The sequence below is a fragment of the Lysobacter sp. A378 genome, from assembly GCF_054052125.1.
The window spans coordinates 237409-263081 of sequence record NZ_JBSVRK010000001.1 but is presented as its reverse complement, the minus strand read 5'-3'; the positions used below and the strand labels follow the sequence as shown (position 1 = coordinate 263081).

The 25673-nt window shown below is 67.1% G+C and carries 21 protein-coding genes; 9 read left to right on the top strand and 12 right to left on the bottom strand.

Annotated features, from left to right (window positions below; genetic code table 11):
- Window positions 1-64: 64 nt before the first annotated feature.
- From ACW7G1_RS01080 to recC, 8 genes are all read right to left on the bottom strand, one after another.
- Window positions 65-814, bottom strand: a complete 750-nt coding sequence (locus tag ACW7G1_RS01080) for a flavodoxin family protein (RefSeq protein ID WP_456977923.1) — start codon at window positions 812-814, stop codon at window positions 65-67.
- Window positions 815-819: 5 nt separating this feature from the next.
- Entirely contained in the window at window positions 820-1797 is a 978-nt protein-coding gene (egtD, locus tag ACW7G1_RS01075; RefSeq protein ID WP_456977922.1) for an L-histidine N(alpha)-methyltransferase, read from the bottom strand.
- Window positions 1797-3110 carry an ergothioneine biosynthesis protein EgtB gene (gene egtB, locus ACW7G1_RS01070; RefSeq protein ID WP_456977921.1) on the bottom strand — a complete coding sequence of 438 codons (1314 nt, stop codon included), beginning with the start codon at window positions 3108-3110 and terminating at the stop codon, window positions 1797-1799. The genes egtD and egtB overlap by 1 nt, the downstream gene beginning before the upstream one ends.
- Before the next feature lie 57 nt (window positions 3111-3167).
- The gene (folE, locus tag ACW7G1_RS01065) at window positions 3168-3758 is read right to left on the bottom strand and encodes a GTP cyclohydrolase I FolE (protein ID WP_456977920.1); all 591 of its coding nucleotides are present in this window, start codon (window positions 3756-3758) and stop codon (window positions 3168-3170) included.
- A gap of 120 nt (window positions 3759-3878) precedes the next feature.
- A complete protein-coding gene (locus tag ACW7G1_RS01060) occupies window positions 3879-4346 on the bottom strand; it encodes a hypothetical protein (RefSeq protein WP_456977919.1) in 468 nt (155 codons plus the stop codon).
- A gap of 111 nt (window positions 4347-4457) precedes the next feature.
- Window positions 4458-6359 (bottom strand): exodeoxyribonuclease V subunit alpha, encoded by a 1902-nt coding sequence (recD, locus tag ACW7G1_RS01055; protein WP_456977918.1) that lies wholly within the window; start codon window positions 6357-6359, stop codon window positions 4458-4460.
- Window positions 6356-10162, bottom strand: coding sequence for a UvrD-helicase domain-containing protein (locus ACW7G1_RS01050; RefSeq protein ID WP_456977917.1), 3807 nt, complete (start codon window positions 10160-10162; stop codon window positions 6356-6358). The genes recD and ACW7G1_RS01050 overlap by 4 nt, the downstream gene beginning before the upstream one ends.
- The gene (recC, locus tag ACW7G1_RS01045) at window positions 10159-13518 is read right to left on the bottom strand and encodes an exodeoxyribonuclease V subunit gamma (protein ID WP_456977916.1); all 3360 of its coding nucleotides are present in this window, start codon (window positions 13516-13518) and stop codon (window positions 10159-10161) included. Before recC ends, ACW7G1_RS01050 begins: the two co-directional genes overlap by 4 nt.
- 159 nt (window positions 13519-13677) lie before the next feature.
- Here recC and ACW7G1_RS01040 point away from each other — a divergent pair, with 159 nt between their 5' ends.
- The 6 genes from ACW7G1_RS01040 to ACW7G1_RS01015 all read left to right on the top strand — a co-directional run bounded on the left by ACW7G1_RS01040 (window position 13678) and on the right by ACW7G1_RS01015 (window position 17969).
- Window positions 13678-14514, top strand: a complete 837-nt coding sequence (locus tag ACW7G1_RS01040) for an ABC transporter ATP-binding protein (RefSeq protein ID WP_456978801.1) — start codon at window positions 13678-13680, stop codon at window positions 14512-14514.
- A complete protein-coding gene (locus ACW7G1_RS01035) occupies window positions 14514-15263 on the top strand; it encodes an MlaE family lipid ABC transporter permease subunit (RefSeq protein WP_456962709.1) in 750 nt (249 codons plus the stop codon). The genes ACW7G1_RS01040 and ACW7G1_RS01035 overlap by 1 nt, the downstream gene beginning before the upstream one ends.
- Before the next feature lie 60 nt (window positions 15264-15323).
- On the top strand, window positions 15324-15884 hold the full coding sequence (gene mlaD / locus ACW7G1_RS01030; protein WP_456977915.1) for an outer membrane lipid asymmetry maintenance protein MlaD: 561 nt from the start codon (window positions 15324-15326) through the stop codon (window positions 15882-15884).
- Window positions 15885-15889: 5 nt separating this feature from the next.
- Window positions 15890-16558, top strand: coding sequence for an MlaC/ttg2D family ABC transporter substrate-binding protein (locus tag ACW7G1_RS01025; RefSeq protein WP_456977914.1), 669 nt, complete (start codon window positions 15890-15892; stop codon window positions 16556-16558).
- A 2-nt stretch (window positions 16559-16560) separates the two neighbouring features.
- Window positions 16561-16848, top strand: coding sequence for an STAS domain-containing protein (locus ACW7G1_RS01020; RefSeq protein ID WP_456977913.1), 288 nt, complete (start codon window positions 16561-16563; stop codon window positions 16846-16848).
- Window positions 16849-16928: 80 nt separating this feature from the next.
- Window positions 16929-17969, top strand: coding sequence for an MlaA family lipoprotein (locus ACW7G1_RS01015; protein ID WP_456977912.1), 1041 nt, complete (start codon window positions 16929-16931; stop codon window positions 17967-17969).
- 9 nt (window positions 17970-17978) lie between these two features.
- On the opposite strand, the gene ACW7G1_RS01010 is transcribed toward ACW7G1_RS01015, so the two are convergent.
- Window positions 17979-19355, bottom strand: coding sequence for a DNA recombination protein RmuC (locus tag ACW7G1_RS01010; RefSeq protein WP_456977911.1), 1377 nt, complete (start codon window positions 19353-19355; stop codon window positions 17979-17981).
- A gap of 94 nt (window positions 19356-19449) precedes the next feature.
- Here ACW7G1_RS01010 and ACW7G1_RS01005 point away from each other — a divergent pair, with 94 nt between their 5' ends.
- Window positions 19450-19794 (top strand): GFA family protein, encoded by a 345-nt coding sequence (locus tag ACW7G1_RS01005; RefSeq protein ID WP_456977910.1) that lies wholly within the window; start codon window positions 19450-19452, stop codon window positions 19792-19794.
- 454 nt (window positions 19795-20248) lie between these two features.
- Here the strand turns inward: ACW7G1_RS01005 and ACW7G1_RS01000 are convergent, their stop codons facing one another.
- Window positions 20249-21430: a class I SAM-dependent rRNA methyltransferase gene (locus ACW7G1_RS01000; RefSeq protein ID WP_456977909.1), complete on the bottom strand. Its 1182-nt coding sequence runs from the start codon at window positions 21428-21430 to the stop codon at window positions 20249-20251.
- A 61-nt stretch (window positions 21431-21491) separates the two neighbouring features.
- On the opposite strand from ACW7G1_RS01000, the gene ACW7G1_RS00995 reads away from it, so the two are divergent.
- Window positions 21492-22274, top strand: a complete 783-nt coding sequence (locus tag ACW7G1_RS00995) for a rhomboid family intramembrane serine protease (RefSeq protein ID WP_456977908.1) — start codon at window positions 21492-21494, stop codon at window positions 22272-22274.
- 20 nt (window positions 22275-22294) lie between these two features.
- Here ACW7G1_RS00995 and ACW7G1_RS00990 read toward each other — a convergent pair whose 3' ends face one another.
- The gene (locus tag ACW7G1_RS00990; RefSeq protein ID WP_456977907.1) at window positions 22295-23788 is read right to left on the bottom strand and encodes an ABC transporter permease/substrate-binding protein; all 1494 of its coding nucleotides are present in this window, start codon (window positions 23786-23788) and stop codon (window positions 22295-22297) included.
- Complete coding sequence (locus tag ACW7G1_RS00985; protein ID WP_456977905.1) at window positions 23779-24516, bottom strand: ATP-binding cassette domain-containing protein; 738 nt, start codon at window positions 24514-24516, stop codon at window positions 23779-23781. Before ACW7G1_RS00985 ends, ACW7G1_RS00990 begins: the two co-directional genes overlap by 10 nt.
- A 113-nt stretch (window positions 24517-24629) precedes the next feature.
- Between ACW7G1_RS00985 and ACW7G1_RS00980 the strand changes: the two genes are divergently transcribed.
- Entirely contained in the window at window positions 24630-25658 is a 1029-nt protein-coding gene (locus tag ACW7G1_RS00980; RefSeq protein ID WP_456977904.1) for a TIGR00266 family protein, read from the top strand.
- The last annotated feature ends 15 nt before the right edge of the window (window positions 25659-25673 follow it).

Sequence of the window (25673 nt, the reverse complement as noted above, 5' to 3'; positions counted from 1 at the left end):
AGGTAGTGGCGTTTGCCGGAAGCCTATCAAACACCGTTTCCCGGCGCGGGCGCCCGTCACCAACTCAGCGCCGGTCGGCGCGACCGGCGGCTTCGGCCGGGTCCGGATGGCCAAAGCGCTGGCCGTCCTCCCAGGCAGCGGGCACGTTGCCGTGGGCGGGTACGCCGCCGGCGTCCTTCAGCAACCGCGCCAGGTGCATCAGGTTCCACGCCATGAAGGTGGTGTTGCGCTGGGTGAAGTCGTTGTCGAAGCCACTGCCGTCGTCGCCATACGACTTGCCGGGACCGGCCTCGCCGATCCACCCGGCGTCCGCAGCCGGGGGAATGGTGTAGCCGATGTGGTTGAGCGCGTAAAGCAGGCTCGACGCGCAATGCTTGATGCCGTCCTCGTTGCCGGTCACCAGCGCGCCGCCGACACGGCCGTAATACAGGTACTGGCCGTTGTCGCCGGTCTTGTCCGATTCAGCGTACAGCCGCTCAATCACCCGGCGGCAGACCGAGCTTTGCTCGCCGAGCCAGATCGGCGTGCACAACACCAGGATGTCGGCGGCCATCACCTGTTTGCACAACAACGGCCAGTCGTCATGATCGAAGCCGTGCTCCGTCATATCGGGCATCACGCCCGGAGCCAGATCCAGGTCGACCGCGCGCACGATATCGACACTTACCTGCTGCGCGCGCATCACCCCGGCGGCGACTTCGATCAGTCGCGCGGTGTGGGAGTCCTCGCCATCACTGCGCTTGAGCGTGCAGTTGAGAAACAGCGCTCGCAGGTCCTGGTAGCTCGCGGGAGGTTGGCTTGATTCAGGGGGCATGACATTCACCTTGGTTGCAGCAGGCGCAGGCCGAACCAGTCGCGCGGGTCGTTCCAGCGCTCGACCACGCGTAGTCCGGCACGCTCGGCCAGCGCTTCGAAGCTGGCGTCGGTGTACTTGTGGCTGTACTCGACCGGCATCGCCTCGCCTTCGCTGAAATGAAAGGTTTTACCGGCAACGTGGACGTCCTGCGCGCGCCGGCTGACCAGATCGGTCTCGATGCGGCCACGCTCGTGCGAATACACCGCGCGGTGGGTGAATCCATCCAGGTCGAAATCGCTGTCGATCTCGCGATTGAGCCGGGCCAGCAGGTTGAGGGTGAATTGCCTGGTGACCCCGGCGGCATCGTTATAGGCCGACTCGATCACGGCGCCATCCTTGTCCAGGTCGATCCCGATCAGCGCCTGGCCACGTGCACCCATGGTTGCGCGCATCGAGCACAGCAGACGCAACGCAGCGGCTTCATCGAAGTTTCCCAGGGTCGAGCCGGGGAAAAACACCAGCGTGTGGCCCGCCTCGCGCACCGGCCGTGGCAGCGGTACCGCATCAGTGAAATCGGCGCACACCGGCAACAGTTCGATCTGCGGAAACATCAGTGCCAGCCGCTCGACACTGGCCACCAGCGCGGTGCGCGAGATCTCGATCGGGGTGTAGGCGACCGGGTCATCCAGCCCTTCCAGCAGCAGTTGGGTCTTGCGTCCGCTGCCGCTGCCGTACTCGACCACGTGCGCGTTTGCGGCGACCACCTCGCGGATTTTCGGCATCGAGGCATGCAGCAGTTCCAGCTCGACGCGGGTTAGGTAGTACTCGGGCTGACGGGTGATCTGCTCGAACAGTTGCGAGCCGCGCTCATCGTAGAAGTACTTCGACGACAGCGTCTTCGGCGTGGATGACAAGCCAGCCAGGGTGTCGCCGGTGATGTCGTCGGGGGTGGGTTGCAGGTCGGTGATTTGCGGTAGCACGGCGGTCTCGACAGTTGTCATCAGGCATCCCTGGCCAGGCGCAGACCGGAGAACTGCCAGCGGTCGGGCGGATAGAAGAAATTGCGGTAGCTTGCTCGCAGGTGGTCGGCCGGGCTGACGCAGCTGCCGCCGCGCAACACCTGTTGGCCGCACATGAACTTGCCGTTGTACTCGCCCAGCGCGCCGGGCATCTCGCGGAAGCCGGGGTAGGCGTTGTAGCTGCTGGAAGTCCATTCCCAGACGTCGCCGAACATTTGCCGCGGCGTGCGGCCATCGGCGCGAACGCCAAGCGGCTGCAACCGGTCGTCGTCGACAAAGTTCCCATCAACCGGCAGCGGTTGCGCGGCATGCTCCCACTCAAACTCGGTCGGCAGTCGCGCGCCGGCCCAGCGCGCGAATGCGTCGGCTTCGAAATAGCTCAGGTGGCACGCCGGCGCATGCGGGTCGATCTCCCGCAGCCCGCCAAGGGTGAACTCACGCTCCAGCGCCTGCTCCCAGTACAGCGGCCGGCACCAGCGCTGCTGACTGACCTGCGCCCAGCCGGCGCTGAGCCACAGCGCCGGGTTCCGATAGCCGCCATCGTCGATAAAGGCGCGGTATTCCACGTTGCTGACCGGTCGGCTTGCCAACGCGTGGGACGGCATCAATACCCGGTGCCGCGGCGATTCGTTGTCATAGGCAAAAACGTCGCTGGCGTTCGGCCATGGCGGTGCACCCACGTGGATGATGGCCTCATCCTGGCCGATCCATTCCAGCGGGCTGGGGTGACTGCGTGGCTGCTGCAGATCGGTGCGGTACGCCGGCTTCAGCGGGTTGCACCACAAGGCGTGCTTGATGTCGGTCAGCAACAGCTCCTGGTGCTGTTGCTCATGGTGGAGCCCCAGCTCGATGCGCTGCAGCAATCCGCCGCCACCATCTTCCGCCGACTCGAAATCGCCGCAAAGGAACGCCGCGGCCATCCGCGCATCCACCTGGTCTCGATAGTCCAGCACCTGCGCAAGCGTGGGCCGCGACAAGAGCCCGCGCTGTGTGCGCTCGTGCATCGGCCCGACGCTTTGGTAGTAACTGTTGAACAGATAGTCCCAGGCCGCATTGAGCGGCTGGTAATCGTCGCGGGCGCCGAGCACGAAACGCTCGAAAAACCAGGTCGTATGCGCGAGGTGCCATTTGCTCGGGCTGGTGTCGGCCATCGACTGCACCATCGCATCCTCGGCCGACAGCGGGGCCGCCAACGCGAGGCTGCGTGCGCGCACATCCCGGTAGCGGGCAGCAAGGTCGCGGGGCGGCACGGTGGCCGCCGCCGACAACGATCTGGAGTCAATGGTCACGGGCATGGTTCAAGCATACAAACCGGCATGGCCGGGCGGGTTAGGACGACGTGACGGAGCCACTCAACGCGAGCCTGTGGTACCGATGAACTGCAAGAACTCCGAGCGTGTACGGGCGTCGTCCCGGAAGCCGCCAAGCATCTTGGAGGTGATCATCGCCACGCCCCGCTTGTGCACGCCGCGGGTGGTCATGCAGCCATGGGTGGCCTCGATCACCACGCCGACGCCGCGCGGGTTCAGCACCCGCTGGATGCAGTCGGCAATCTGCGCGGTCATTTTTTCCTGCACTTGCAGACGGCGGGCATAGGCATCCACCACGCGCGCCAGCTTGCTGATGCCCACCACCTTGCCGTCGGGCAGGTAGCCGATATGGGCGCGGCCGATAATCGGCGCCATGTGATGCTCGCAATGGCTTTCGAAGCGGATGTCGCGCAGCACGATCAACTCGTCGTAGCCGGCGACCTCCTCGAAGGTGCGCGCCAGGTACTCGTCGGGATCCATCGCATAGCCGCTGAACCAGTCGGCATATGCCTTGGCGACGCGTTTGGGCGTGTCCAGCAAGCCCTCGCGGGTGGGGTCGTCGCCGGCCCAGCTGAGCAAAGTGCGCACGGCGGCTTCGGCCTGCTCACGAGTAGGTTGGTTGGGGTCGGCCATGGGTCGCGCACCTGTTTGCGGGCCGATCATGCTACTCCAGCAAAGAAAAAACGGGGCCGCAAGGCGGCCCCGTTGAAGTACTGATGCGTCGTTTCTTGTTGTGGGTGCGGCTGTGGCCGATCAGCGACCGTCGCGGTCGGCATCGCCCGGCATGGCGCGTTCAATGTGGTGCCAGCCATCACGTACCGCGTGTTTGGCGTCGTTCCACTCCATGCGCGAATTGTCCTGGGCCCGGGTCTGGTCCCACTTGCGCTGCAACTCGGGCTCGACGTCGTCGAACTTCTTGCCGTTGTACTGGCCGTAGGTGTCATAGCCATACTGATAGGCCGGCTCGTAGTCATTCCACTGGCGATCGGCGGAATAGTACGGAGCGTTCTTGTATTCGCGCTGGAAATGCTCGCGATACTCGGTGGGGTTGACCGCCTCGGCCATGGAATCGCCCGCCTTCGCCCCGACCACGCCGCCGGCCACCGCGCCCACCGCGCTGCCGATCGGCCCGCCTGCCGCGCCAACCGCCGCGCCCGTCACCGCGCCGGCGACCGCGCCGGCACCTGCACCAATACTGTGGTCTTTCTTGACATCGTTCATGGGCTTGCTCCGTTGTGGGGGGGGTACCCGGCTTGCGGCACCGGATGCCACGACACTAGGAGCGGCCTGATCGTGCTGGAGTGAAGGAATGAATGAACAGGGGGACCTCGTTCATCCACCGCTTTGCGGTTGGCACAGGCGCCGAGCCAGCCCGGATACCCGCCCCGCATGACGCGCCAATGCGCCGCGCAATACCGCCTCGCTGGCGCACAGATGCAGCTCGTTTCGCGCCCGCGTCAGTGCGGTATAGACCAGCTCGCGCGACACGCCGCGACCGTCCTGGCGGGGCAACTGCAACCACACCTCATCGAATTCCGAGCCTTGTGCCTTGTGCACGGTCATCGCAAAGGCGCTCTCGTGGGCCGGCAGCGCGGCTGGATGAAAGGCCCGCACCCCCTCGTGACGCGTGGAGGGAGCGGGCCCGTCGGCTGCCGACGCAACGTTGCGGTCGATGCCGTTATCGGCAAACCAGGCCACCAGCATCCCCCGGTCATCGCGCAGGCAGATGCCGATGTCGCCGTTGAACAGGCGATGGCGGTAACTGTTCTGGGTGACCAGCAACAGCCGCCCTTGGAAGTAGCCCCCGCGCTGGCGACCCACCAGTGCCTCCTCGATGCGCTCGTTCAATCCACGTGCGCCTTGCGCGCCGTCGCGCAGAGCGGTCAGCAGGCGCACCCGTCCGGCCCGCGCCAATGCAGTGGCCGGGTCGGGCGCATCACCGAGCGCGCGCCAATGCGACAGCAGAATGTCGCGGTGGGACTGGCGCCGGTCCAGGGGATCCAGCAGGTTCTCGTGGAAGTGCACACCGGCAAGGGACCCGCTTCTGAGCAGTTCCAGTGCGGTGTCCGCAGCGCCAGCACGCACGGCATCGGCGAGCGCGGCCAGCTCAAACGCACCGGTCTGACGATAGCCGCGTTGCAGTTGCACACGGTGGCCAGCCAGACCCGTCGTGACGCCGGACGGCAGCCCATCACCGGCGCCGGCGGCTTCGACGATACCGGCCAGCACGTCGCCGGCTTCAACCGATGGCAGCTGGTCCGGGTCGCCCAGCAGGATCAGGCGCGCGCCCTCAGGCACCGCCTCGGCCAGCTTGCACATCAATGGCAGGTCCACCATCGAGGCCTCGTCAACCACGATCACATCGAACGGCAGCGGGTTGTCGATGCCATGGCGGAAAGATGGGCTGTCAGGAACGGTGCCGAGCAGGCGATGCAGGGTGCTCGCTTCGGTCGGCAACGCGTCCAGCAGTGTGGCGTCGGGCGATGCCGGGGCGAACGCGGCCAGCTCGCGCATCGTCCCCGCGGCGGCGCGCAGGCTTTCGGCCATGCGTTCAGCGGCGCGCCCGGTCGGTGCGGCAAGCGCGATGCGTAGCGGTGGCGTGCCCTTCAGCCTGGCCTGCGCGATCAACAGCACCAGCAAGCGGGCGATGGTGGTGGTCTTGCCGGTGCCGGGCCCGCCGGTCACCAGCAACAACGAGCGCACCAAAGCGAGCGTGGCGGCGCGGGCTTGACGATCCTCGCCGTCACCCGCCTGCGGGAACAACGCGCTGAAGACCGGCGCCAGTGCCGTCATGTCGCCCGCGGCCGGCGTGTGTGCGGCGATTTCCTGCAGGCGCAGGGCCAGGCGACGTTCGTATTCGCGGTAGCGGCGCAGGTACAACAGGCCACCGTCCAGCACCAATGGCGCATGGGTCGGCGCCACCGCCTGCGCTGCCGGGGTGGTGACCCAGCGCGACGCGGCAAGCACCTCGCGCCAGTCGTCCGCATCGGGCCAGTCGATCGCCGCATCCAGCAGCAAGCCCGGTTGCGCCGGGTCGAAGCCGGCGTGACCGTGTGCCACCGCCAGCGATGCCAGCGCGGCACCGCTGAGCACCCAGTCGTGGGTGGCAACGGGGCTGTCGTCGGTGATGGTTCCCGACGGGTCGCCGCGTTCGAGCCGCCGCAGGCTTTGCGTCAATGCGTGGTCGATGGCGCGCAAGCCGCCGCTGCGTCTCAGCTGGTCGAACAAAGTCATCGGTTGGCCCCGCCTTCAAACAACGCATCCAACCCGTCGACCAGCGTAAACGCTGGCTTGGCGGCGTGGATGCCCGTGCTGGTCCCGATCGCCAAACCGCGACAGAACAGATAGCGCGTGCCGCCGAAATCGCGCTCGTAGTCATAGTCCCCGCCCAGCCGGAACCGCAGCCAGCGGTGCAGGGCGACGGTGTAGACCAGCGCCTGCAGGTCGTACTCGCTGTGCGTCATCGCGCGCGCCACGTTGGCCGCGTCGTAGCCGGGCAACCGGTTGGATTTGTAATCGAGCAGGTACCAACGGGCGTCGCGGGTGTAGGTCAAGTCGATCTTGCCGGTCATCAAGCCTTCCAGCTGTCGCCTGGCGCCAAAGGCCCGGCGCTCACTGACCACCCCGTGTGCGTGCAGGATCGACAGCAACGCTTCGGTTGAGGTGGGTTGCATGGCGAAATGGAACTCCAACTCGGCCCGACGCGCATCGGGCGGCAGCTCGCACAGCCGCCCGCCCTCGGCAAGCGTGACGGTCAGGGTGCGGCCGACCAGCGACGTCAGCTCGACGACGCCCTCGTCGATATCGGCGTCGGGATAGCCGCCGCGCCGCAATGCCGCGGCCAACGGCGCGGCCTGGCCCTCGGGCGCGGCCGCGGCGCGCCAGCCGGACCAGGCATGGAAGTCGACGTGCTCCAGCGCGTCGTGAAGGACGTTGCCGAAGCGGCTGCCACTGAAGCGATGATCAAAATGTTGATCAAGCGGCACCGGCGCGACGGGCTCCGCACCGGAACCTTCGGCGGCATCCTGCACGCCTTCCTCAAGCGTGCCTTCCTCAAACGTGCCTTCATCGAGCATGCCTTCATCGAGCACGGGCTCGTCGCTGGCGCCACGCTCATTGGCAATGCTGGCGGCACTGGTGGACTCGCCCAGACCCGCATCGGCCTTGCTCAACTGGGTGAAGCTGTAGACCCACCAGTCACGCGGCAAGTTGCGTTGCGCGATCCGCGCCGGTGGTACCGCACTGCTGGATTGCGCCGCCAGCGGCGGCAGGCTCGCAGGCAATTCGTCTTCATCCACCACGATGTCGGCATGCTCGCGCAGCCGCTCCGCGTCGGCCAGCATGGGCTGCACCGATGCGTTCGCGGACTGGTACAGGGGACCGCAAGCGAGCCACAGCGCGTGCCGGGTCCGGGTCAGGCCGACGTACAACAGCCGGGCATCCTCGGCCTGCTGTTCGCGCTGCCAGTCTTCTACCGCGCCGACCCACAGCGCCGGGTCTTGTTGATCACCGGCTTTCCAATGCAACACGCCGCCACACTCATCGGGAACCTGGCAGTGGCGCGCGGGTTGGCCGGGTTTCCTGCCGATACCGACAAACGGCAGGAACACCAGCGGGAACTCCAGTCCCTTGCTCTTGTGCAAGGTCAGGATCTGCACCCGGCGCGCGTCGGACTCGAGCCGCAGCAGCTGGGTATCGTCATTGGGGTCGGCGTCGGCGATGCGGGCATGCAACCAGTCGAGCAGGCCATGCATGCCCACGGCCTTCGCGCCCGCCTCCTGCAGCAGTTCGCCCAGTTGCATCAGATTGGTCAGCCGGCGCTCGCCGTCGACCAGTCCAAGCAGGCGCTCGGCATTGGCCGCGCACAGTTCCGACACCAGCGCCATTACGCCGTGTCGCTGCCAGCGCTCGCGCCAACCCAGTGCCTGCATCTGTTGCTGCTGACGCCAGTCGTCGTCGTGGTCGAGGCGGTCGATTCCGGCCGCATCGATGCCGACCAGCACCGTCGCCAATGCGGCCCGCAGGCGCCCTTCGTCGGCCGGCTGCAGCAACGCTTCCAGCACCGCCAGCAATTCATTGGCCTGCTCGCTCTGGAACAGGCTCTGCTTGCCGGCGGCCACCGCCGCAATGCCGGCATTCACCAACGCGGCCTGCATGCGCGATGCCTGGCTGTGATCGCGTACCAGCACAGCAATGTCGCCGGGCTGCACCGGCTGGCCCTTGATGGTGGCCTTGCCGGCGCGGGCATCGCCAAGCACGGCATGGATCTCGGCCACGCAGGCGCGGGTCACCGCCGCGCGCGATTCATCGGCCTTGTACGGTTTGTCATCGCTCGCCACTGGTATCTGCCGCACAGTCAACGCCGGCGCGTTGGCGCCGTTGCGCTGGTAGTCGGCATCGCTGTTGCCCGCGCCCGGCTCAACCTTGCGGAAGCGGATGCCGGAGTCGATGAAAGCGTCCTCGCCGGCCTGCGTATACAGCGCTTCGATCGCGCGCAACACACCCGGCCGGGAGCGGAAATTGTGCGTCAGCGGCGGTGCGATCACCGCATCTCGGCTGGCGGCCAGATAGGTGTGCACGTTGCCGCCGCGGAAGCCGTATATCGCCTGTTTGGGGTCACCGATCAGGAACAGCGCGGGGCCCGCGTCGGTGGCGCCAGTGGCGGCGTCGACGGCACCAGAGTCGGGGCCAAATACCCGTCGGAAGATTCCCCATTGCCGCGCGTCGGTATCCTGGAACTCATCCACCAGCGCGATCGCGTACTGCGCGCGCAGCTGCCTCGCCAGCTCGTCGCCATGCGGGCCTTCGAGGGCGTCGGCAACACCATCGATCAGGTCGTCGTAGCCCTGGACTCGGCGGGTGCGCTTGAGTTGTCGCAGTCGCGCCGCGGCCTCGTCACGGATACGGTGCAGCAGGATCAACGCCTGTGCGGCGAGCCATTCGCCGCGCGCCTCACGGGCGGCAATGAAGCCGGCAACAGCCTCACACAACGGGGACGTCGGCGTACCGGCATGCCGGTCCTTGTTGGTTCTCAGTGCCAGTTGGCCGGGTGTCAGCCGGCTGATCCGGTCATCGATGTCGGCGGTGGCCACGCCCGCCACGCACCAGCCACGCAATTCCGCCCACAGTTGGTCGGGCAGTCCTGCGCGGTAGCTGTTGCCGTTGAGCACCTTGTTGGCGATCGCGTCGTCCAGCTGTTTGCGCAGGTCATCGCCGTGCTCCGCGAAGGCGGTGCGCAAACCGACGGCGGCCCGTTCCAGGTCGGGAAGCGGGTCCGGTGTTCCATTCGGCCTTGGCGGCATCAGTTCCGGCGCACGCAACAAGGCGCCCAGGTCCTGGGCCAAGGCCTCTGGTCCAGCACTCCACAGCACGTGCAGCAGCGGCGCATCGTCGGGCTGGGCGCCATGGCTGCGCCACAGATCGGCGGCCACCTCATCACGCAATTCGCGGTCATTGCCGATCAGCTCCGGCGGCGAGAACGCCTGTCCGGTCAGCAACGCGTGCTCGCTCAGTACCCGCAGGCAGAAGCCGTGAATGGTGAACACCGCCGCGAGGTCGATTTCCAGTTCGGCACGGTGCAGGCGGGCGGCCAGCACGTTGGCATCCTCATGTTGCAACTGGCGCTGGATGATGGTCCGGGTCAGCCGGCTTTCGGGGTCGTCGTGCGCGCAGGCGTCGATGACCGCGCCGTCGCCGGTCAAGCCAGGGTTGCCCGGGTCGGCACCGGCCAGCGGGTCCGTCGAATCTGCAGCCAGCGCGCGTGCGATCCTCGCCGCCTTCGCCAGCCGCTTGCGCAAGCGTGCGCGCAGTTCCTGGGTGGCCGCGTCGGTAAAGGTCACTGCCAGGATCTGGCCCAGCCGCAGGTCGCGCTCGACCACCAGCCGGGTGACCAGGGTCGCCAAGGTGAAGGTCTTGCCGGTGCCGGCGCTGGCCTCGATCAGCTGCACCCCGGACAACGCGATGTCGAGGTAGGGATCGGTGATGGCGATGGCATCGTCCTCGGTGCTGCTCACACTGCTGCTCGCACTGTTGCTCATACGGCCTCCGCATCGATGCCGCGGACCACGGCATCGAACACGATCCGGGCGATGCGGCGGAACTCCTGGGCCAGCTCGTCATCGCCAAATGGATCGCGTCCACGCAGCGCCAGCACCGCGCTGTCGGTTGCGCCTTCGCTGAAGCCGCGCTCGGAATGCCATTGGTTGAGCGCCGCCGCCCAGCCTTTTTCATCGTTGTCGGCGTCGTACCAGACCCAGCCGGCACGCGGGCCATACGGCAATGGCTCACGCAGCCCCCAGGCCCGCAGCCGCAACAAGGCGGCCAATGCAGCGCGCGCCGGCTCGGTGGCTGCCGGCTCACGCACTACGGGGCCGGGCCCACGACCGGTCTGGAAAAACTGCGCCAGCGGTTGTGCCATGCCCAGCGCGCCGAGCACCAGCCAGTCCAGTCCGTGGGTGATCTGGGCGGGGCCGTGCAGCTTGTCGTAGCGCAAACGTGGCAAGCCGTGGTCATGGACCTGCTCGATCCGGCCATGCAGTTGCACGCCATCGAGCTCCAGTTCGAAATCCTCGTTGTGCGCCGGCTTGTCGCCGCGCCATTCCACGAACGCCTCGGCATACGGTTGCACTTGCCGCAACACCGTCTGCAACTGGTGCTCGCCCAGCGGGCCGGAAGGCAACAGTGCTTGCGCGCGCAGGCGTTCGTGCAAGGCGTTCGGGGGCCGACCACCACGCTCGCCGTCCACGCACGCCCCGAATACCGCTTGTTGCAGATGCCAACGCTGCAGGCCGGCGGGAGGCGGAGCGAGCGGGTCGCCGTCGTCCACGGCGTCGGCGGCCGCCGGCAGTCGCAGCGCAAGGCGCTGACGCAGGAAGGCCGCAGCCGGATCGCGCAGGAAGTTGCGCAGGTCGGCCAGCGATACCCGTTCGACCCGCTCGCCGGCGGGCAGCGGATCGAGCAACCAGCGCGCCACCGGAACGCGGCGATGGTCGCCGACACTGGCTGCTGGATGCCATTCGCCGCGGTAGCTGTAACGGCGCGGCTCCAGGCCGTCTTCGTCGTCGCTGCCAAATGCCGCCGGGGCAAACGGCTGCAAGGGCTCATGCACGACCAGCGCCTTGCGTACCCCATCGCGATCGGGATCGTCCGGCGCGGCCTGGTGGTAGCCGGCCGCGGCATCCAGCAGTTCCGATACCAGTACCGATGGCTCGCGCACGCTGCCGTCGCGCGGGTCGGCGCCCAGGTAGCTGAGATAGAACACGTCCGACGCCGCGGCCAGCAGTTGCAGGAACAGGAAGCGGTCGTCGTCGCGCAACGAGCGGTCGCCATGGCGGCGCCGATCGGTGCCCAGCTCCGCGGTCAACTGGTTCAGGCCGGCGGCCGGGTCGCGACGCGGGTAGTCGCCATCGTTCATGCCCAGCACGCAGATCACCCGGAACGGCAGCAGACGCATCGGCACCATGCGGCCGAAGCTCACCCCGCCGGTCAGCAATGGCGCACGGGTATCGGCTTCGGCCAGTTGAGCATTGAAGTATGCCCGCACCACTTCCGGCGGCACCGCGGACTCGTACCCTGCCCGCACTGCGGCATCGGCGAAGGCGTCGATCTGGCTGCGCAACCGCTCCAACGCGCGCTGGTCGGCCGGCTCTTGCGGCGCCAGCGGCAGGACCGCCGCCAGCAGCTCCAGCAAACGGTCCCGCCACTGGTGGGGTGTCATGGCCGCGCCAAGCATGCGCTGGTGGCGTGCAAGCACGCGCAGCAAGCGGATCAACGCGTCCAGCGCATCCAGTGCGCCGCCCTCCAGCCCCGGCCACGGCGCGACCCCGGCGATTTCAGCGTCATCGCCACTGGCATGACCCAGCAGCAGGCGATCCAGTGCGAAAGCCCAGGTGTAGGCGTCATCAGGTGGCGCCTGGTGTTGCTGGCGGTGCCTGGCGTCGATGCCCCAGCGTGCACCCGCCGCCTGCAGCCAGCCCTGCAGGCGCTCCAGCGCAGCGGCGTCCAGGCCGGCAGCGGCGGCGATCGGTGGGCTGGACAGCAAGTCGAGGATTTCACTCAACCCGAAACGCGAGATCGGCAGTTCGAGCAGGCGCAGGAACACTTCGGCGAGCGGCTCTGACGCCAGCGGACTGGTGTCGGCCAGGGCGTACGGGATGAACGCCGGCGTGGCCGCCAAGCCGCCAAACACGGCCTGGATATGCGGCGCATAGGGATCGATGTCGGGGGCGAGCACGACGATCTCACGCGGCTGCAACGGTGGATCGAAGCGCGGGTCCTCCAACAGACCACGCAGTTGGTCGTGCAGGACCTGCACCTCGCGCAGCCGGGTGTGGCAGGCGTGGACCTGCAGGCTGGGGTCGTTGCGATTCACCCCCGCGCGCAACGCGCCCGACGGCGTGGCGCGGCGATGGAACAAGTCGCCCTGCAGCCGCTTCAACAGACTGTCGGCGAGCCCGTCCTCGGCCAACGTGCGCGAATTGCCGGCCTGCTCCGGATCGACATACGCCGCGATCTCGCCCGAGGGATGCACCACCTCGTAGTTTCCCAACACCGCCATGAAGTCGCGCCCGGCCGCGCCCCAGGCCTGCAACAGCGGGTTGTCCGCACCGTCATCGGCAAACGGGTCGGCCGCCTGCGCCCGCAATCTCGCGGCGAGGGTCTGCAGGTCGCCCCAGTACGACCGGGTCGGGGTAGGCAGGTAGAAATGCAGCACCCCGACCCGGGCCTGGGTTGCAATGACCCGCAACACGTCCGGCGAGATATTCAGCGTCGCGAACGCGAACAGCCGCAATGGCAGCCCGGCCGGCAACGGCGCGCCGGGCTCGGCAAAGCCGCGCAGATAGTCGTCGATCCGGCGCCCGCGATGGCGTTTACCCGCCGCGATATGACGCCACAGCACCGCTTGCGGATCGAGCGGGGATTTCCCGGCCTCCCAGGCCAGCAGCCAGTCGCGCCGCCAGGCCTGGTACTTCTCGAACACCGAGGCCAGCTCGCCCGCCAACGACCATGGCTTGAGCGCGTCGCCATCGGCGAGGTAGCTGGCCAGCGCCCGCAACGCCGGCTCGCGCAACAGTGCCGGGGTGGTGAGCGCGCCGTACAGCTGCCAGTGCAGCGCGTCGGCAGCCAGATCATCCGCCGCGCCGGGCACGTTGGCATCCAGCGCCCGCTGGACAAACTCGCCCGGGGTCAGGAACTCCAGGTTCGCCGCGATCCCATGCGCCTGCGCCAGCGTCGCCTGCAGCCAACGCCGCATCGCCACCTGCGGGATCAACACGATATCGGGCGTCAGCAGCGACTGCCCCGGCGCCGGCGTGCGCAACTCCGCCGCCAGCAGGTTGGCCAGCAGATCAAGTGCGTTGGAATGGTAGAGGCGGAAATCGGCAGCGTCGGGCATGCTCTCATCTTGCCGCAGCGCCGTCGCAAACGCCGCGACTGGCCCCAATGCCTGCGCGAGCGGCAACACCCTGCGACAATGTCGACAACCCTTGTTCAGGTGCCGCCCACCAAGCTGCGCGATGTCTGCGCCTGCATGCCGGCGCGCCAATCCTTGCCGATGACCGACTCCAACCCCATCGTCCGCGTCAACAACCTTCGCCTCGACCGGGGCGACCAGGTGGTGCTGCGCGATATCAACCTGGAAGTCCCGCGCGGGCAGGTGGTCGCGGTGCTGGGTCCGTCGGGCAGCGGCAAGTCCACCCTGTTGGCGGCGCTGACCGGTGAATTGTGGCCGGCGGCCGGCTCGGTGGAGATCTTCGGCCAGCCGATGCCGCGCGCGTCGCGACCGTTGCTGGAACTGCGTAAGCGCATCGGGGTGATGTTGCAGGGCAACGGGCTGCTGACCGACCTGACCGCCGCCGAGAACGTCGCCCTGCCCTTGCGCACCCATACCCGGCTGCCCAAACCGGTGATTGAGCGACTGGTGCGGATGAAACTGCACGCGGTCGGTTTGCGCGCGGCAGCGGACGCCTTCCCGCGCGAGCTGTCCGGCGGCATGGCGCGCCGGGTCGCCTTGGCGCGGGCGCTGGCGATGGACCCGCCGCTGATGATCTACGACGAGCCGCTGACCGGGCTGGACCCGATTGCCAGCGGAGTGGTGATGGAATTGGTGCGTCGGCTCAACGACAGCCTTGGCCTGACCAGCATCGTAGTCACCCACCACGTCCGCGAGACCTTGCCGATCGCCGACCATGCCATCGTGATCGCCAACGGTACGATCGTGTTCTCCGGCACCCCGGACGCGCTGGAGGCCAGCACCGACCCGTTGGTCCGGCAGTTCCTGGACGGCAACCCGGACGGTCCGATCGGCTTTGACGCGCTGCCTCGCGGCGCCGAACTTCGTGGCACCGAGCCCGGCAACCCCGCCACCGCAACCACCAAGGAAGTCGCCTGATGGCCCTGGCTGCCGCTACCCGCTCCGTTGGCCGCGCCGGCCTGTTTACCTTGTCGGTGCTGCGTGCCTCGGTGCCCAGTGTCGACCTGTTCCGCGAGCTGGTCCGCGAGATCTACAAGATCGGCGCACGTTCGCTGCCAATCATCGCCGTTGGCGGCGCGTTCGTCGGCTTATCGCTGACGTTGCTGGCCTATCGCGCACTCGACACCTACGGCGCCAGCAACCAGGTCAGCATGATCCTGGGGCTGGGCATCTACCGCGAACTGGGCCCGGTACTGACCGCATTGTTGTTCATCGGCCGCGCCGGTTCGTCGATCGCCGCCGAGCTGGGCCTGATGCGCGCCACCGACCAGATCACCGCGCTGGGCCTGATGGGCATCGATCCGGTCGGCAAGGCGGTGGCGCCACGGTTCTGGGCGGCGGTGTTGTGCGTGCCGCTGCTGACCGGGTTCTTCTGCTCGCTGGCGATCAGTGCCAGTTACCTGGAAGCGGTGCACGTGATCGGCGTGGACTCGGGTATTTTCTGGCAGGTATTGCGCGACAGCGTCGATCTGGTCGATGACTTCGGCATGGCGATGGTGAAATCCGCCGTGTTCGGCGCGGTCGCCGCGCTGGTCGCCGCCTACGTCGGTTTCCACGCCGAGCCGACCATCGAAGGCACCTCGGTCGCCACCACCAAGGCGGTGGTCAACGCCTCGCTGCTGGTGCTGATGTTGAACTTCGTGATGTCCGCACTGTTGTTCCAGTAGCACCATGCATCAACAACCCCATGCATCTAATCGATGCGCGCAAGCACCAAGGTAGACACCATGAGCAACCGTAGCCCCCGTATCGAATTCGCCGTTGGCGCGTTCCTGCTGCTCGCGCTGGCATCGCTGCTGGTGCTGGCGATCAGCTCCACCAATGGCAAGCTGGGCTGGTTTGGCGGCAGCGATTACGAAATCACCGCCCGCTTCAGCAACCTGGGCCCGCTGCGCGCCAACGCCCCGGTCAAGATTGGCGGGGTGGCGATTGGTCGCGTGTCGAATATCACCCTGGACCCGGTGAAGCTGGATTCGGTGGTGACGCTGGCCATCGATGAGCGCTACAACGACCTGCCATCGGACACCAGCGCGGCGATCCTGACCTCCGGCCTGCTCGGCGAGAGCTACATCGGGCTGCAACCTGGCGGTGACCTGGAGCCGCTGAAGCCCGGCGACCAGATCTTCCTTACCCAGTCGTCGGTCGACCTGATCCAGATGGTCGGCAAGTACATGTTCAGCGGCGGTCCGGACAATGGCGATACACCCGCCGGCAATGCCGATACACCCGCCCCTGCCGACGTGCCGGCCTACCTGCAGGAAAGCGAACCTGCCCCCGTCAAGGAATAACTGCCATGACTCGCAATCCCATCCCGACCGTACTGGCTGCCCTGGTGGCCGCCGCCGTGCTGACGACGTCGCCTGTCCTCGCGTTCGCCTCCGGTGCGCCCGCTCAGGCCGAGACCGCCGCGCCGGCCACCGCGCCCAGCAAGCTGGTGCTCGACAACGCGACCCGCATCCTGACCACCCTGGAAGCCCGTCGCGACGAGTTCACCACCGATCGCGCCGCGCTGAGCACGTTCATCGCCGGTGAATTCGACCAGATGTTCGACGCCAACTACGCCGCGCGGCTGGTGTTGGGCCGTCATGGCCGTGGCGCTTCCGATGCCGACGTCAAACGCTTTGCCGATGCATTGACCAGCAACCTGATGCAGCGCTACGGCTCATCGCTGCTGGACTTCAACGCCCAGTTGAAGGTCCGGGTGAATTCCGAGAGCCCGTTGCGTGGCGGCTCGATGGTCAAGGTATCCAGCGAGTTCCTGCGCCAGGGCGGCCAACCGATTCCGGTCGATTACCTGATGCACAAGGTCGGCGGGCAATGGAAGGTATTCGACGTGATGGTGGAAGGGGTGAGCTTCATCCAGACCTTCCGCAACCAGTTCGACACCCCGTTGTCGCGCAAGTCGATCGCCGAAGTTGCCGCTGATCTGGAAGCCGGCAAGCTGCAGGCGGACGCCAAGTAGCCATGGCGACCCGGCCCGCAACGGTTTCACGCGATGGCGATGCGCTGGTGTTCAACGGCGCGCTGGAACGCGAAGCCGTGCCCGCCTTGTGGAAATCCGCCCTGCCGCAGTTGCAGTCCGTTATCCGCTTCGAGCTGGGTCAGGTCAGCCGGGTCGATAGCGCCGGCGTGGCGTTGTTGGCCGAGCTGGCCTCGCGCGCTGGCAAAGTCGCCATCGTGGGTGATCCGGTGGGTTTGGCCGAGCTTCGTGCCGCCTACCGGCTTGGCTCGGACCTGGATTTCTCCCATTGAGTGACCGGAACCAGGTAACGGGATTCAACGTCCCGCCCCCGCTGGTCCTGGTTGCCCCGATCGTCCCTTAGAATCCCCCAATGTCTGTGCAAAAATCCATCAGCCCTCGTCGTGACAGGGATGCTGCCGCCTTCTGCGGCCCCGCGCTGGCCTTCGTGCTGGCCATTGGTGCCGTCGGCTGTGCATCGACCCCGGCCGCGGAGCAGGCCATGGCTCCGGCCGCGACAGACACCTCGGCCCAGATCGCGGCCACCGACGGTTCTGACACACCACCGGCCGGGATCGTGGAAACGGCAGGCGGCGGGCCCGGCAGCGCGCAAGCCCCGCCCACCCCGGCGGAGCTCGACTTCAACGCGATTTATGGCCAGCCCTATGACCCGGTCGCCGATCCAACCCTGCCCGAGCCGGCCCGGATACGCGGCGCCTACGACCCGTGGGAAAATTACAACCGCAAGATGCACGTGTTCAACAACTTCATTGACCGCGCCGTTGCACGGCCCCTGGCACGTGCCTACGTGGCTGCGGTGCCACGCCCGATCCGGCTGGGCGTGAGCAATTTCTTCAGCAACCTTGGCCAGCCGGTGACCGCCGTCAATGCACTGCTGCAGGGCAAGCCGGCGGAGGCGGCGCAGTCGCTTGGGCGCTTCGCCCTCAACACCACGCTGGGCATCGGCGGCATCTTCGACCCGGCCAGTGACGCCTCGCTGGACAACCGCAGCGAAGATTTCGGCCAGACCCTGGGGATCTGGGGTTGGGAGCGTTCGCGTTACGTCGAGCTGCCGCTGTTCGGGCCACGCACCATCCGTGACGTGTTCGGCATGGTGGGTGACGCGCCACTGAGCCCGCTGCGCCAGATCGAAGAAGACAAGGTCCGGATACCGCTGCAGGGCCTGCAGCTGGTGAACGTACGTACCCAGCTGCTGGCCACCGACAGCCTGCGTGTCGGCGCCGCCGACGACTATGCGCTGGTTCGCGACGCGTGGATGCAACGCCGCGATTACCAGATCTTTGGTGAGCGCATGCAGGACAAAGGCGAGACCGCGCTGCCCGACTATTTGCTGGAAGACGACAACCCGATCGTGCCGGTGGGTGCAATGCCGGTCATGCCGCCGGGCAACTGAGAGCCAGGCTCAACCCTCGTCTTCATCATCAACCTCGAGCGTGGCACCCAGCAGGCGTTGACTCTGGTCGGCCGGTAGTGTCTCCACGCCCTTGAGCTTGCGCTCGATCGCCCGGGTACGCACGCCGGCGGCGTCGATGCTGTTGCGCACAGTGTCGAGCTGGTTGCGGGTTTTCTCCAACACCCCGGCGAACTTCCCGAACTCGCTCTTGACCGCGCCCAGCAGTTGCCAGACCTCGCTGGAGCGCTGCTCGATCGCCAAGGTGCGAAAGCCCATCTGCAAGCTGTTGAGCAGCGCCAGCAGGGTGGTCGGGCCGACCACGGTGACCCGGTATTCGCGTTGCAAGCTCTCGAACAGACCAGGGCGGCGCAGCACTTCGGCAAACAGGCCCTCGGTGGGCAGGAACATCAACGCGAAATCGGTGGTGTGGGGCGGGGCGACATAGGCTTGCTGGATCTTCTTGGCCTCATCGCGAATACGGCGCTCCAGCGCCAACGACGACACCGCGACGGCCTCCGCGTCCGCCCGGTCCTGCGCATCCAGCAGGCGCTCGTAATCCTCGCGCGGGAACTTGGCATCGATCGGCAACCGCACCGGGGTGTCCGGCCGAGTGCCGGGCAGGCGCACCGCGAACTCGACCCGCTGGCTGCTGCCCGGCACCGTGGCGTAGTTGCAGTCGAACTGCTCCACGGTGAGCACCTGCTCCAGCAACGCACCCAACTGCACCTCGCCAAACGTGCCGCGGGTCTTGACGTTGGTCAGCAGGCGCTTGAGGTCACCGACACCGCTGGCCAGCTGCTGCATCTCGCCGAGCCCGCGCTGGACCTGCTCCAGCCGCTCCGACACCAACCGGAACGACTCGCCCAGCCGCGTCTCCAGGGTGGTCTGCAGTTTCTCGTCAACGGTCGCGCGCATCAGCTCCAACTTGGCAGCATTGTCGGTCTGCAGCTCGCGAAGCTTCTGCTCGAGCGTGGTGCGCATCTCGCCGATGCGCAGCTCGTTGCGCTGGGTCAACTCGGTCAACCGCTGGCCGACCGCATCGCTGGAGCGCTGCTGCAGTTCGGCGCCCTCGCTGCGCGCCTTGCGCGCGTCCTCCAGCAGCGCGTCGCGCAACAGGTCCAGCCGCTGGTCGGTACGCACGGTCAGCTCGGTCAGCTTGCCGCCGAAGCCTTCCATGCGCGTGTCCTGCTGCTGGGCGATGCTGTCCAGCTGCTGGCGCAACTCGCCGCGGCCGTCGCGCTGCTCATCGCGCAAGGCCTGCTCCAGCCCGGCCCGGTGGGCCTCCAGCACCGCATCGGGCTTGCGCAGCAACAGCAGGACCAGCAATACGATCGCGACCAGGACCGCGAGCAGCAGGATTATCAGCAGCAATGAGGATTCAGGCATGCCACCAGTGTATCCGGCGCCGTCGCGGCAGTTGAGACGCGGGGGCGGGAGAGTATCGTCACCACACCCCATCGGCCGATGAAGGAGGCCCGCGATGACCCACAAGGGAAGCTGCCACTGCGGCAAGATAACGTTCGAAGCCGACGGCGAGATCGGTACCGCGGTGTCGTGCAACTGCTCGATCTGCCAGCGTAAGGGCTCGCTGCTGTGGTTCGTGCCACGCGACCGCCTGCGCGTCACCGGCGAGGACGCGCTGTCGATCTACACCTTCAACAAGCACCTGATTGAACACCGCTTCTGCGCTACCTGCGGGATCCATCCGTACGGTGAGGGCGTCGACCCCAAGGGCAACGCAGTAGCGGCGATCAACATCCGCTGCCTGGAAGACATCGATCTGGAGGCAATCCCGGTCCACCCTTACGACGGGCGCGCCTTGTAGCTCTACCGGCTTCGGAGCGCCCGTCCTGCGCAGGAGGCGGCCTGCGGGGGGATTGCTCCAGCCCTTCGTCAGGGCATCCTGCCCTGAGGCGGGCCGCGGGCCATCCATGGCCCGCTTTTCCGCAATCCCCCCACAGGCCACCTCCTGCCCCACCGGCTGCTGTTTCGGTGCCGATCAACGGCCTAAAGTCCATGGATCCCCGCTTTCGCGGGGATGACGGTTTGTTGGGAGATGACGCTCACTCAAAGAACCGCCGACAGCCAAACGCCGAAGCGGCGTCCGATGCGGGTATTGCGGAGAGTGCGCCATGGATGGCGCACGGCGGTGAGTGCGGCCAAGGATGGCCGCCCGAACCGAGTAGCAATACCCGCACCGGGCGTCGCCCATCCGGCGCCCGCATACGCTCCCGCGGTTGCGGTTGCGGTTGCGGTTGCTGTTGCTGTTGCGGCAGCGTTTAGTCCAGCACCCGGCAGAACACCGCTTTCAGGTAACGCGACTCCTGCACCTGCGCCAGCCACGGGTGGTCCGCGCCGGCACCGGCGACCTTGAGGATCTGCACGGTGCGGTTCGAGTAGAACGCCGCGCGCCGGATCATGTCGAGGAACTGATCCTCCGCCACCAGCCCCGTGCACGAAAACGTCGCCAGCAGCCCACCGGGCTTGACCACGCTCATCGCCAGCTTGTTCATGTCCAGGTATTTCTTCAGCGCCGGAATCACCTGCTCGCGGTCGCGGGTCATCTTGGCCGGGTCCAGGATCACCACGTCGTATTGCTCGCCCGCGTTGCCCGCATCGCGCAGCCACGGAAAAATATCGGCCTGGATAAACTTGACGTGAGCGTTGTTGAGCTTGGCGTTGCCTTTGGCGATCGACAGCACGTCGGCATCGATATCGACCCCGACCACCTCGGTCGCACCGCGCGCCGCGGCGTAGATGCCAAAGCCGCCGGTGTTGCAACACAGGTCCAGCACGCGCTTGCCTTCGACGTGCTGGCTCAGCCACTGGCGGTTCTCGCGCTGGTCGGCGAAGAAGCCGGTCTTGTGCGCCCCGCACGGATCGGCGCGGAACTTGATGCCGTGCTCGGTGATCACGCTGGGCTGGACCGGCTCGGTGCCACGGAAGTCGAAGCTCTCCTGCTTCTGCACATGCTCATCGGCAAACATGTAGAAGCGGCAACCGGGGAACTGCTCGCGCAACGCCGCCTGGATCCACTCGCGGTAGCGGAACGCACCGGCGCTGAAGAACTCCAGCACCAGCAAGTCGGCGTAACGGTCGATCACCAGACCGGAGATGCCGTCGCCCTCGCTGTGGAACACGCGCCAGGCATCGCTGACCTCGTCGAGCTTCAGCACGTCCCGGCGCAGCGATACCGCCGCGGCAATCTTGCGTGCGAACCAGTCCGCATCGATCACCGCATTGGGGTTGTGGTCGAGCATGCGCAGGGCGATGCGCGAGTGGCCGTTGTAGAAGCCGCGACCGATCATGTCGCCATCCACCCCGATCACATCGACGATCTCGCCGGACCTGGGCCGCTTTTCGGGCTTGGCGACCAGCCTCTGGAAGATCCACGGGTGCGAGGATTTCCAGGCGTTCTTCAGGTGGACGGTGGGGATGGCAGCAGCGATTGCATTGTTCATCCGGCCATTCTACCGGGGCCGCAAGCCTTGTATTTGCCGCCGCGGTCTCCACAGTTGAGTGATGGCTGCCACTGATGACATTGAAGCCCGCCCGCTGGACGCCAAGACCCAGCGCGCGGTGGACCGAAAGCGCTGGATGGGCGCATTCAACCTCAGCCTGGGGTTCGTGTTGCTGCTGGTGGTGGTGTTTTCCGCCCAGGGCAGCGTCGACCTGCGCGACTGGATGGTGCAGCCGTGGTCGGTAGTCGGCCTGCTGGGCGTGATTGGGGCGCCGCTATTGCATGGCTCGTTCGACCATCTGGTCGCCAATGCGATCTCGCTGCTGATGCTGGGCACGCTCGCCGGCGGCATGTACCCGCGCGCCACGGTGCGCGCACTGCCGCTGATGTGGCTGGGATCGGGACTGGGCGCATGGTTGCTGGGCGAGGCCGGCTCGCATCACCTCGGCGCGAGTGGCATCACCCACGGCCTGATGTTCCTGGTGTTCGTGCTCGGCCTGCTGCGCCGCGACCGGCCGGCGATTGCAGCGGCGATGATCGCGTTCTTCCTCTATGGCGGCATGTTGCTGACGGTGTTCCCGCGCGAGGTCGGGGTGTCCTGGCAGGCCCACCTCGGCGGCGCCATCGGTGGGGTGCTTGCCGCCTTGCTGTGGCGTCGGCTGGACCCGCAACCCCCACGCAAGAAGTACAGCTGGGATCTGGAAGAGGAGCAAGCGGCGGCAGAAGCGCTACGCGACCAGCGCGACAGCCTGGAGCCAGCCTCGCCCGATGACGTGCCGGTGTTGTGGCATCGGCCCGAGGATGACCAACGCGGCGTAGTGTTGCCGTTCCGGCGGCGCGAGTGATGCCTGCCCCGGCGTAACGGTCACTGCCGCGCGGCCAGCCGCAATCCGCGCGGGGTCAGTCCGCGCTCGATCAGCTCGAATCCGCCCTGCACCACCAACGCCAGCAATGCCGCCGGTACCGCGCCCTCCAGGATCAGACCGATGTCGTCCAGCCGGATGCCGGCCAGGATCGGCTGGCCATAGCCGCCGGCGCCGATCAGCGCGCCCAGGGTGGCGGTGCCGACGTTGATCACCGCCGCAATCTTGATGCCGGCCAGAATCGTGCCCAACGCCAGCGGCAACTCGACCCGCCGCAACCGCGTTCGCGGTGGCAACCCGAGCGCGGCGGCGGTTTCGCGCAACTCGCGCGGGATCCCGGTCAGCCCGGCGTGGGTGTTGCGGACGATCGGCAGCAGGCTGTACAGGAACAGCGCCGCGATCGCCGGCCCGGCACCGATCCCGAACAGCGGGATCATGAACACGAATACCGCCAGCGACGGCAAGGTCTGCAGCAGCCCGGTTGTGGTCAGGATCACCTGCCCCAGCCGCGGCCTGCGAGCGGCCAGTATTCCCAGCGGCAGTGCCACCAGCAACGCCAACCCAAGCGAGATGCCGACCAGCGCGAGATGCTCGCCGGTGCGCTGCCAGACCCGGGATGCGCGAGTGCGCTGCTCAGGTGCGGCGACGCCGAGCCAATCCGCCGCGACCGCCGCTTCGGTCTCACCGTCGATCTTCACCCGTGCGTTAAGCCGCTGCATGGTGGCCGCATCGATTCGTCCGGCCAGGCCCCGCAGCTGCTCCAACCAGTCCGGCGCGCGCTGCGCGAGGTCGGCGCGGTACAGATATACCGCCTGGTATTGCGGGAAATAGCCGCGGTCATCGTCAAGCACTGCGAGCTGGTAGTACGGGATCTCGGCATCGGTGTTGTACAGATCGGTAACGTCCAACGCGCCGCTGGCGAGGCCGCGGTAGGCAAGATCGTGGTCCAGGCCATCGGGCTGCTGTGGCAGCCGGTATTCGCGTCGCAGACCGGGCCAGCCATCGGCACGCTGCATGAACTCGTTGCTCAGGCCGATCACCAGCGCCGGGTATGCGCGCAGGTCGGAGATCGTCTTGATCCCGAGTTCCGCCGCCCGTGTCGCCCGCATGCCCAGGGCATAGGTGTTGTTGAAACCCAGCGGCCCGGTCATGGCCAACCCGCGCTCGGCCAGCGCGTCGCGCACCTGGTCGGTGGTCGCGGCGGGCATCAGCAGCAACTCCTGCTTCAGTGTGCCGGTGTATTCGGGATAGGCGTCAACCTCACCTTCGATCAACGCCCGCCACAGGATGCGGGTGCCGCCGAGCTGGCGTCGGTGCTCGACCACGACGCCGTCGTCGCTCGCCAGGTCGGCGCCGATCTCACCCAGGATCACCGATTCGGTGAATGCCTTGGAGCCAATCACCACCGGCCTGGCCTGCGCCGCCGACACGCTGGCCCCGCAGACCGCCAGAATCGCCGCCAGAATCGCCAGCGCCAGCCGCGCCCTCACAGGCATTCCTCCAGGCTGCGCTGGGCGCTCATGAACTCGGTCACGAACGGCTCGACTGGTGCATCGCGCAGCTCACGCGCACGGCCTTGCTGGACGATACGCCCGCCGCGCAGCAACACCAGGGTGTCTGCCAGGTACGCCGCCTCGGCAACATCGTGGGTGACCAGTACCACGGTCTTGCGCAGCTCGGCAAACAACTCGCGCATCTGCGCTTGCAGCTCATGGCGGACGATCGGATCGAGCGCGGCCAGCGGCTCGTCCAGCAACAGCACTTTCGGGTCCAGCATCAACGCCCGGATCAGTCCCACCCGCTGGCGCTGGCCGCCGGACAACTCGGCCGGATAGCGTCGCAGCGCAGCGGCCGGCAGCCGACACAGATCGGCCAACACCGTAATGCGCGCGTCGATTCGCGCCGTCGACCAACCCAGCGTGCGCGCCAGCAACGCGGCGTTCGCAGCGGCGCTGAGATGCGGGAACAACCCGCCTTCCTGGATCACGTAACCGATCCGGCGTCGCTGTTCCAGCAACTGCCCCGGCTGCAGCGGCTCGCCATCAAAACGAACCTCGCCGTCATCGGGCCAGTCCAGCCCGATCAGCATCCGCAGCACGCTCGACTTGCCAGCGCCGCTGGGACCGATCAAGGCCGTGGTGCGGCCGGCGGAAATGCGCAGGTCGACGCGGTCGAGCGCAAGCACCCGGCCATGGGTTTTGGTAACGCATCTGAGTTCAAACACCGCCTGAGCATAGAACACCACGATGCCGCCGTTGCACTTGCCCAGGACCGAAGTGAGGCCGCCTCTGACGGGTAAACTCGGATTCCCACCCGACCAGAACACAAGGATTCGCCATGGACCGTTGGTACTTCAGCGCCGGCAGCAACAGCCCACGGGTCGGCCCGCTCGACGACAACGCGGCATCCGCGTACGCGCAGCAGCACCCCGAAGACTTCTGTTGGCGCGAGGGGTTTGACCAGTGGCAACCGGTCGGCAACGTCGCCGAGTTGAATCTGGTGACCGCCGGGACTCCGCCAAGCATGCCGGCACTGCCATCAACCGGCTCCGGCCGCGGCCACGATGACCAGATCGACTACCGCATCGTCGGCAGCGACATGCAATTCGTCGAGGTCGAGCTGGATCCCGGTGAAAGTGCGATCGCGGAGGCCGGCTCGCTGATGTACAAGGACTCGGTGGTGAAGATGGACACCGTGTTCGGCGATGGCAGCCACGGTGGCCAGAGTGGCGGCGGATTCATGGACAAGTTGCTGTCGGCCGGCAAGCGCGTGGTCACCGGCGAGAGCCTGTTCACCACCGTGTTCACCCATTCCGGCCAGGGCAAGGCCAAGGTGGCATTTGCCGCGCCGTATCCGGGCACGGTGATGGCGATGAAGCTGTCCGACCATGGCGGCCGGCTGATCTGCCAGAAGGACAGCTTCCTGGCCGGCGCGCGCGGGGTCAGGATCGGGATCCAGTTCCAGCGCAAAATCCTGACCGGGCTGTTCGGCGGCGAGGGCTTCATCATGCAGAAGCTCGAGGGCGACGGCTGGGTGTTCGTGCACGCCGGCGGCACCGTGATGGAGATCGACCTCAAGGCCGGCGAACGGCTCGACGTCGACACCGGCTGCGTGATGGCCTATCACTCCAGCGTCGACATGGACGTCAAGGCCGTGGGTGGCATCAAGAGCATGTTGTTCGGCGGTGAAGGCATGTTCCTGGCGACCCTGACCGGGCCGGGCAAGGTCTGGTTGCAGTCGTTGCCATTCTCGCGGATGGCCGGACGGATGCTGGCGGCGGCGCCCGGTGGTGGCGGCCGCGACAAGGGCGAAGGCTCGGTGCTCGGCGGCCTTGGCGGCCTGATCAGCGGCGACCGCGGGTTCTAATCCGTGGTTCAAGCC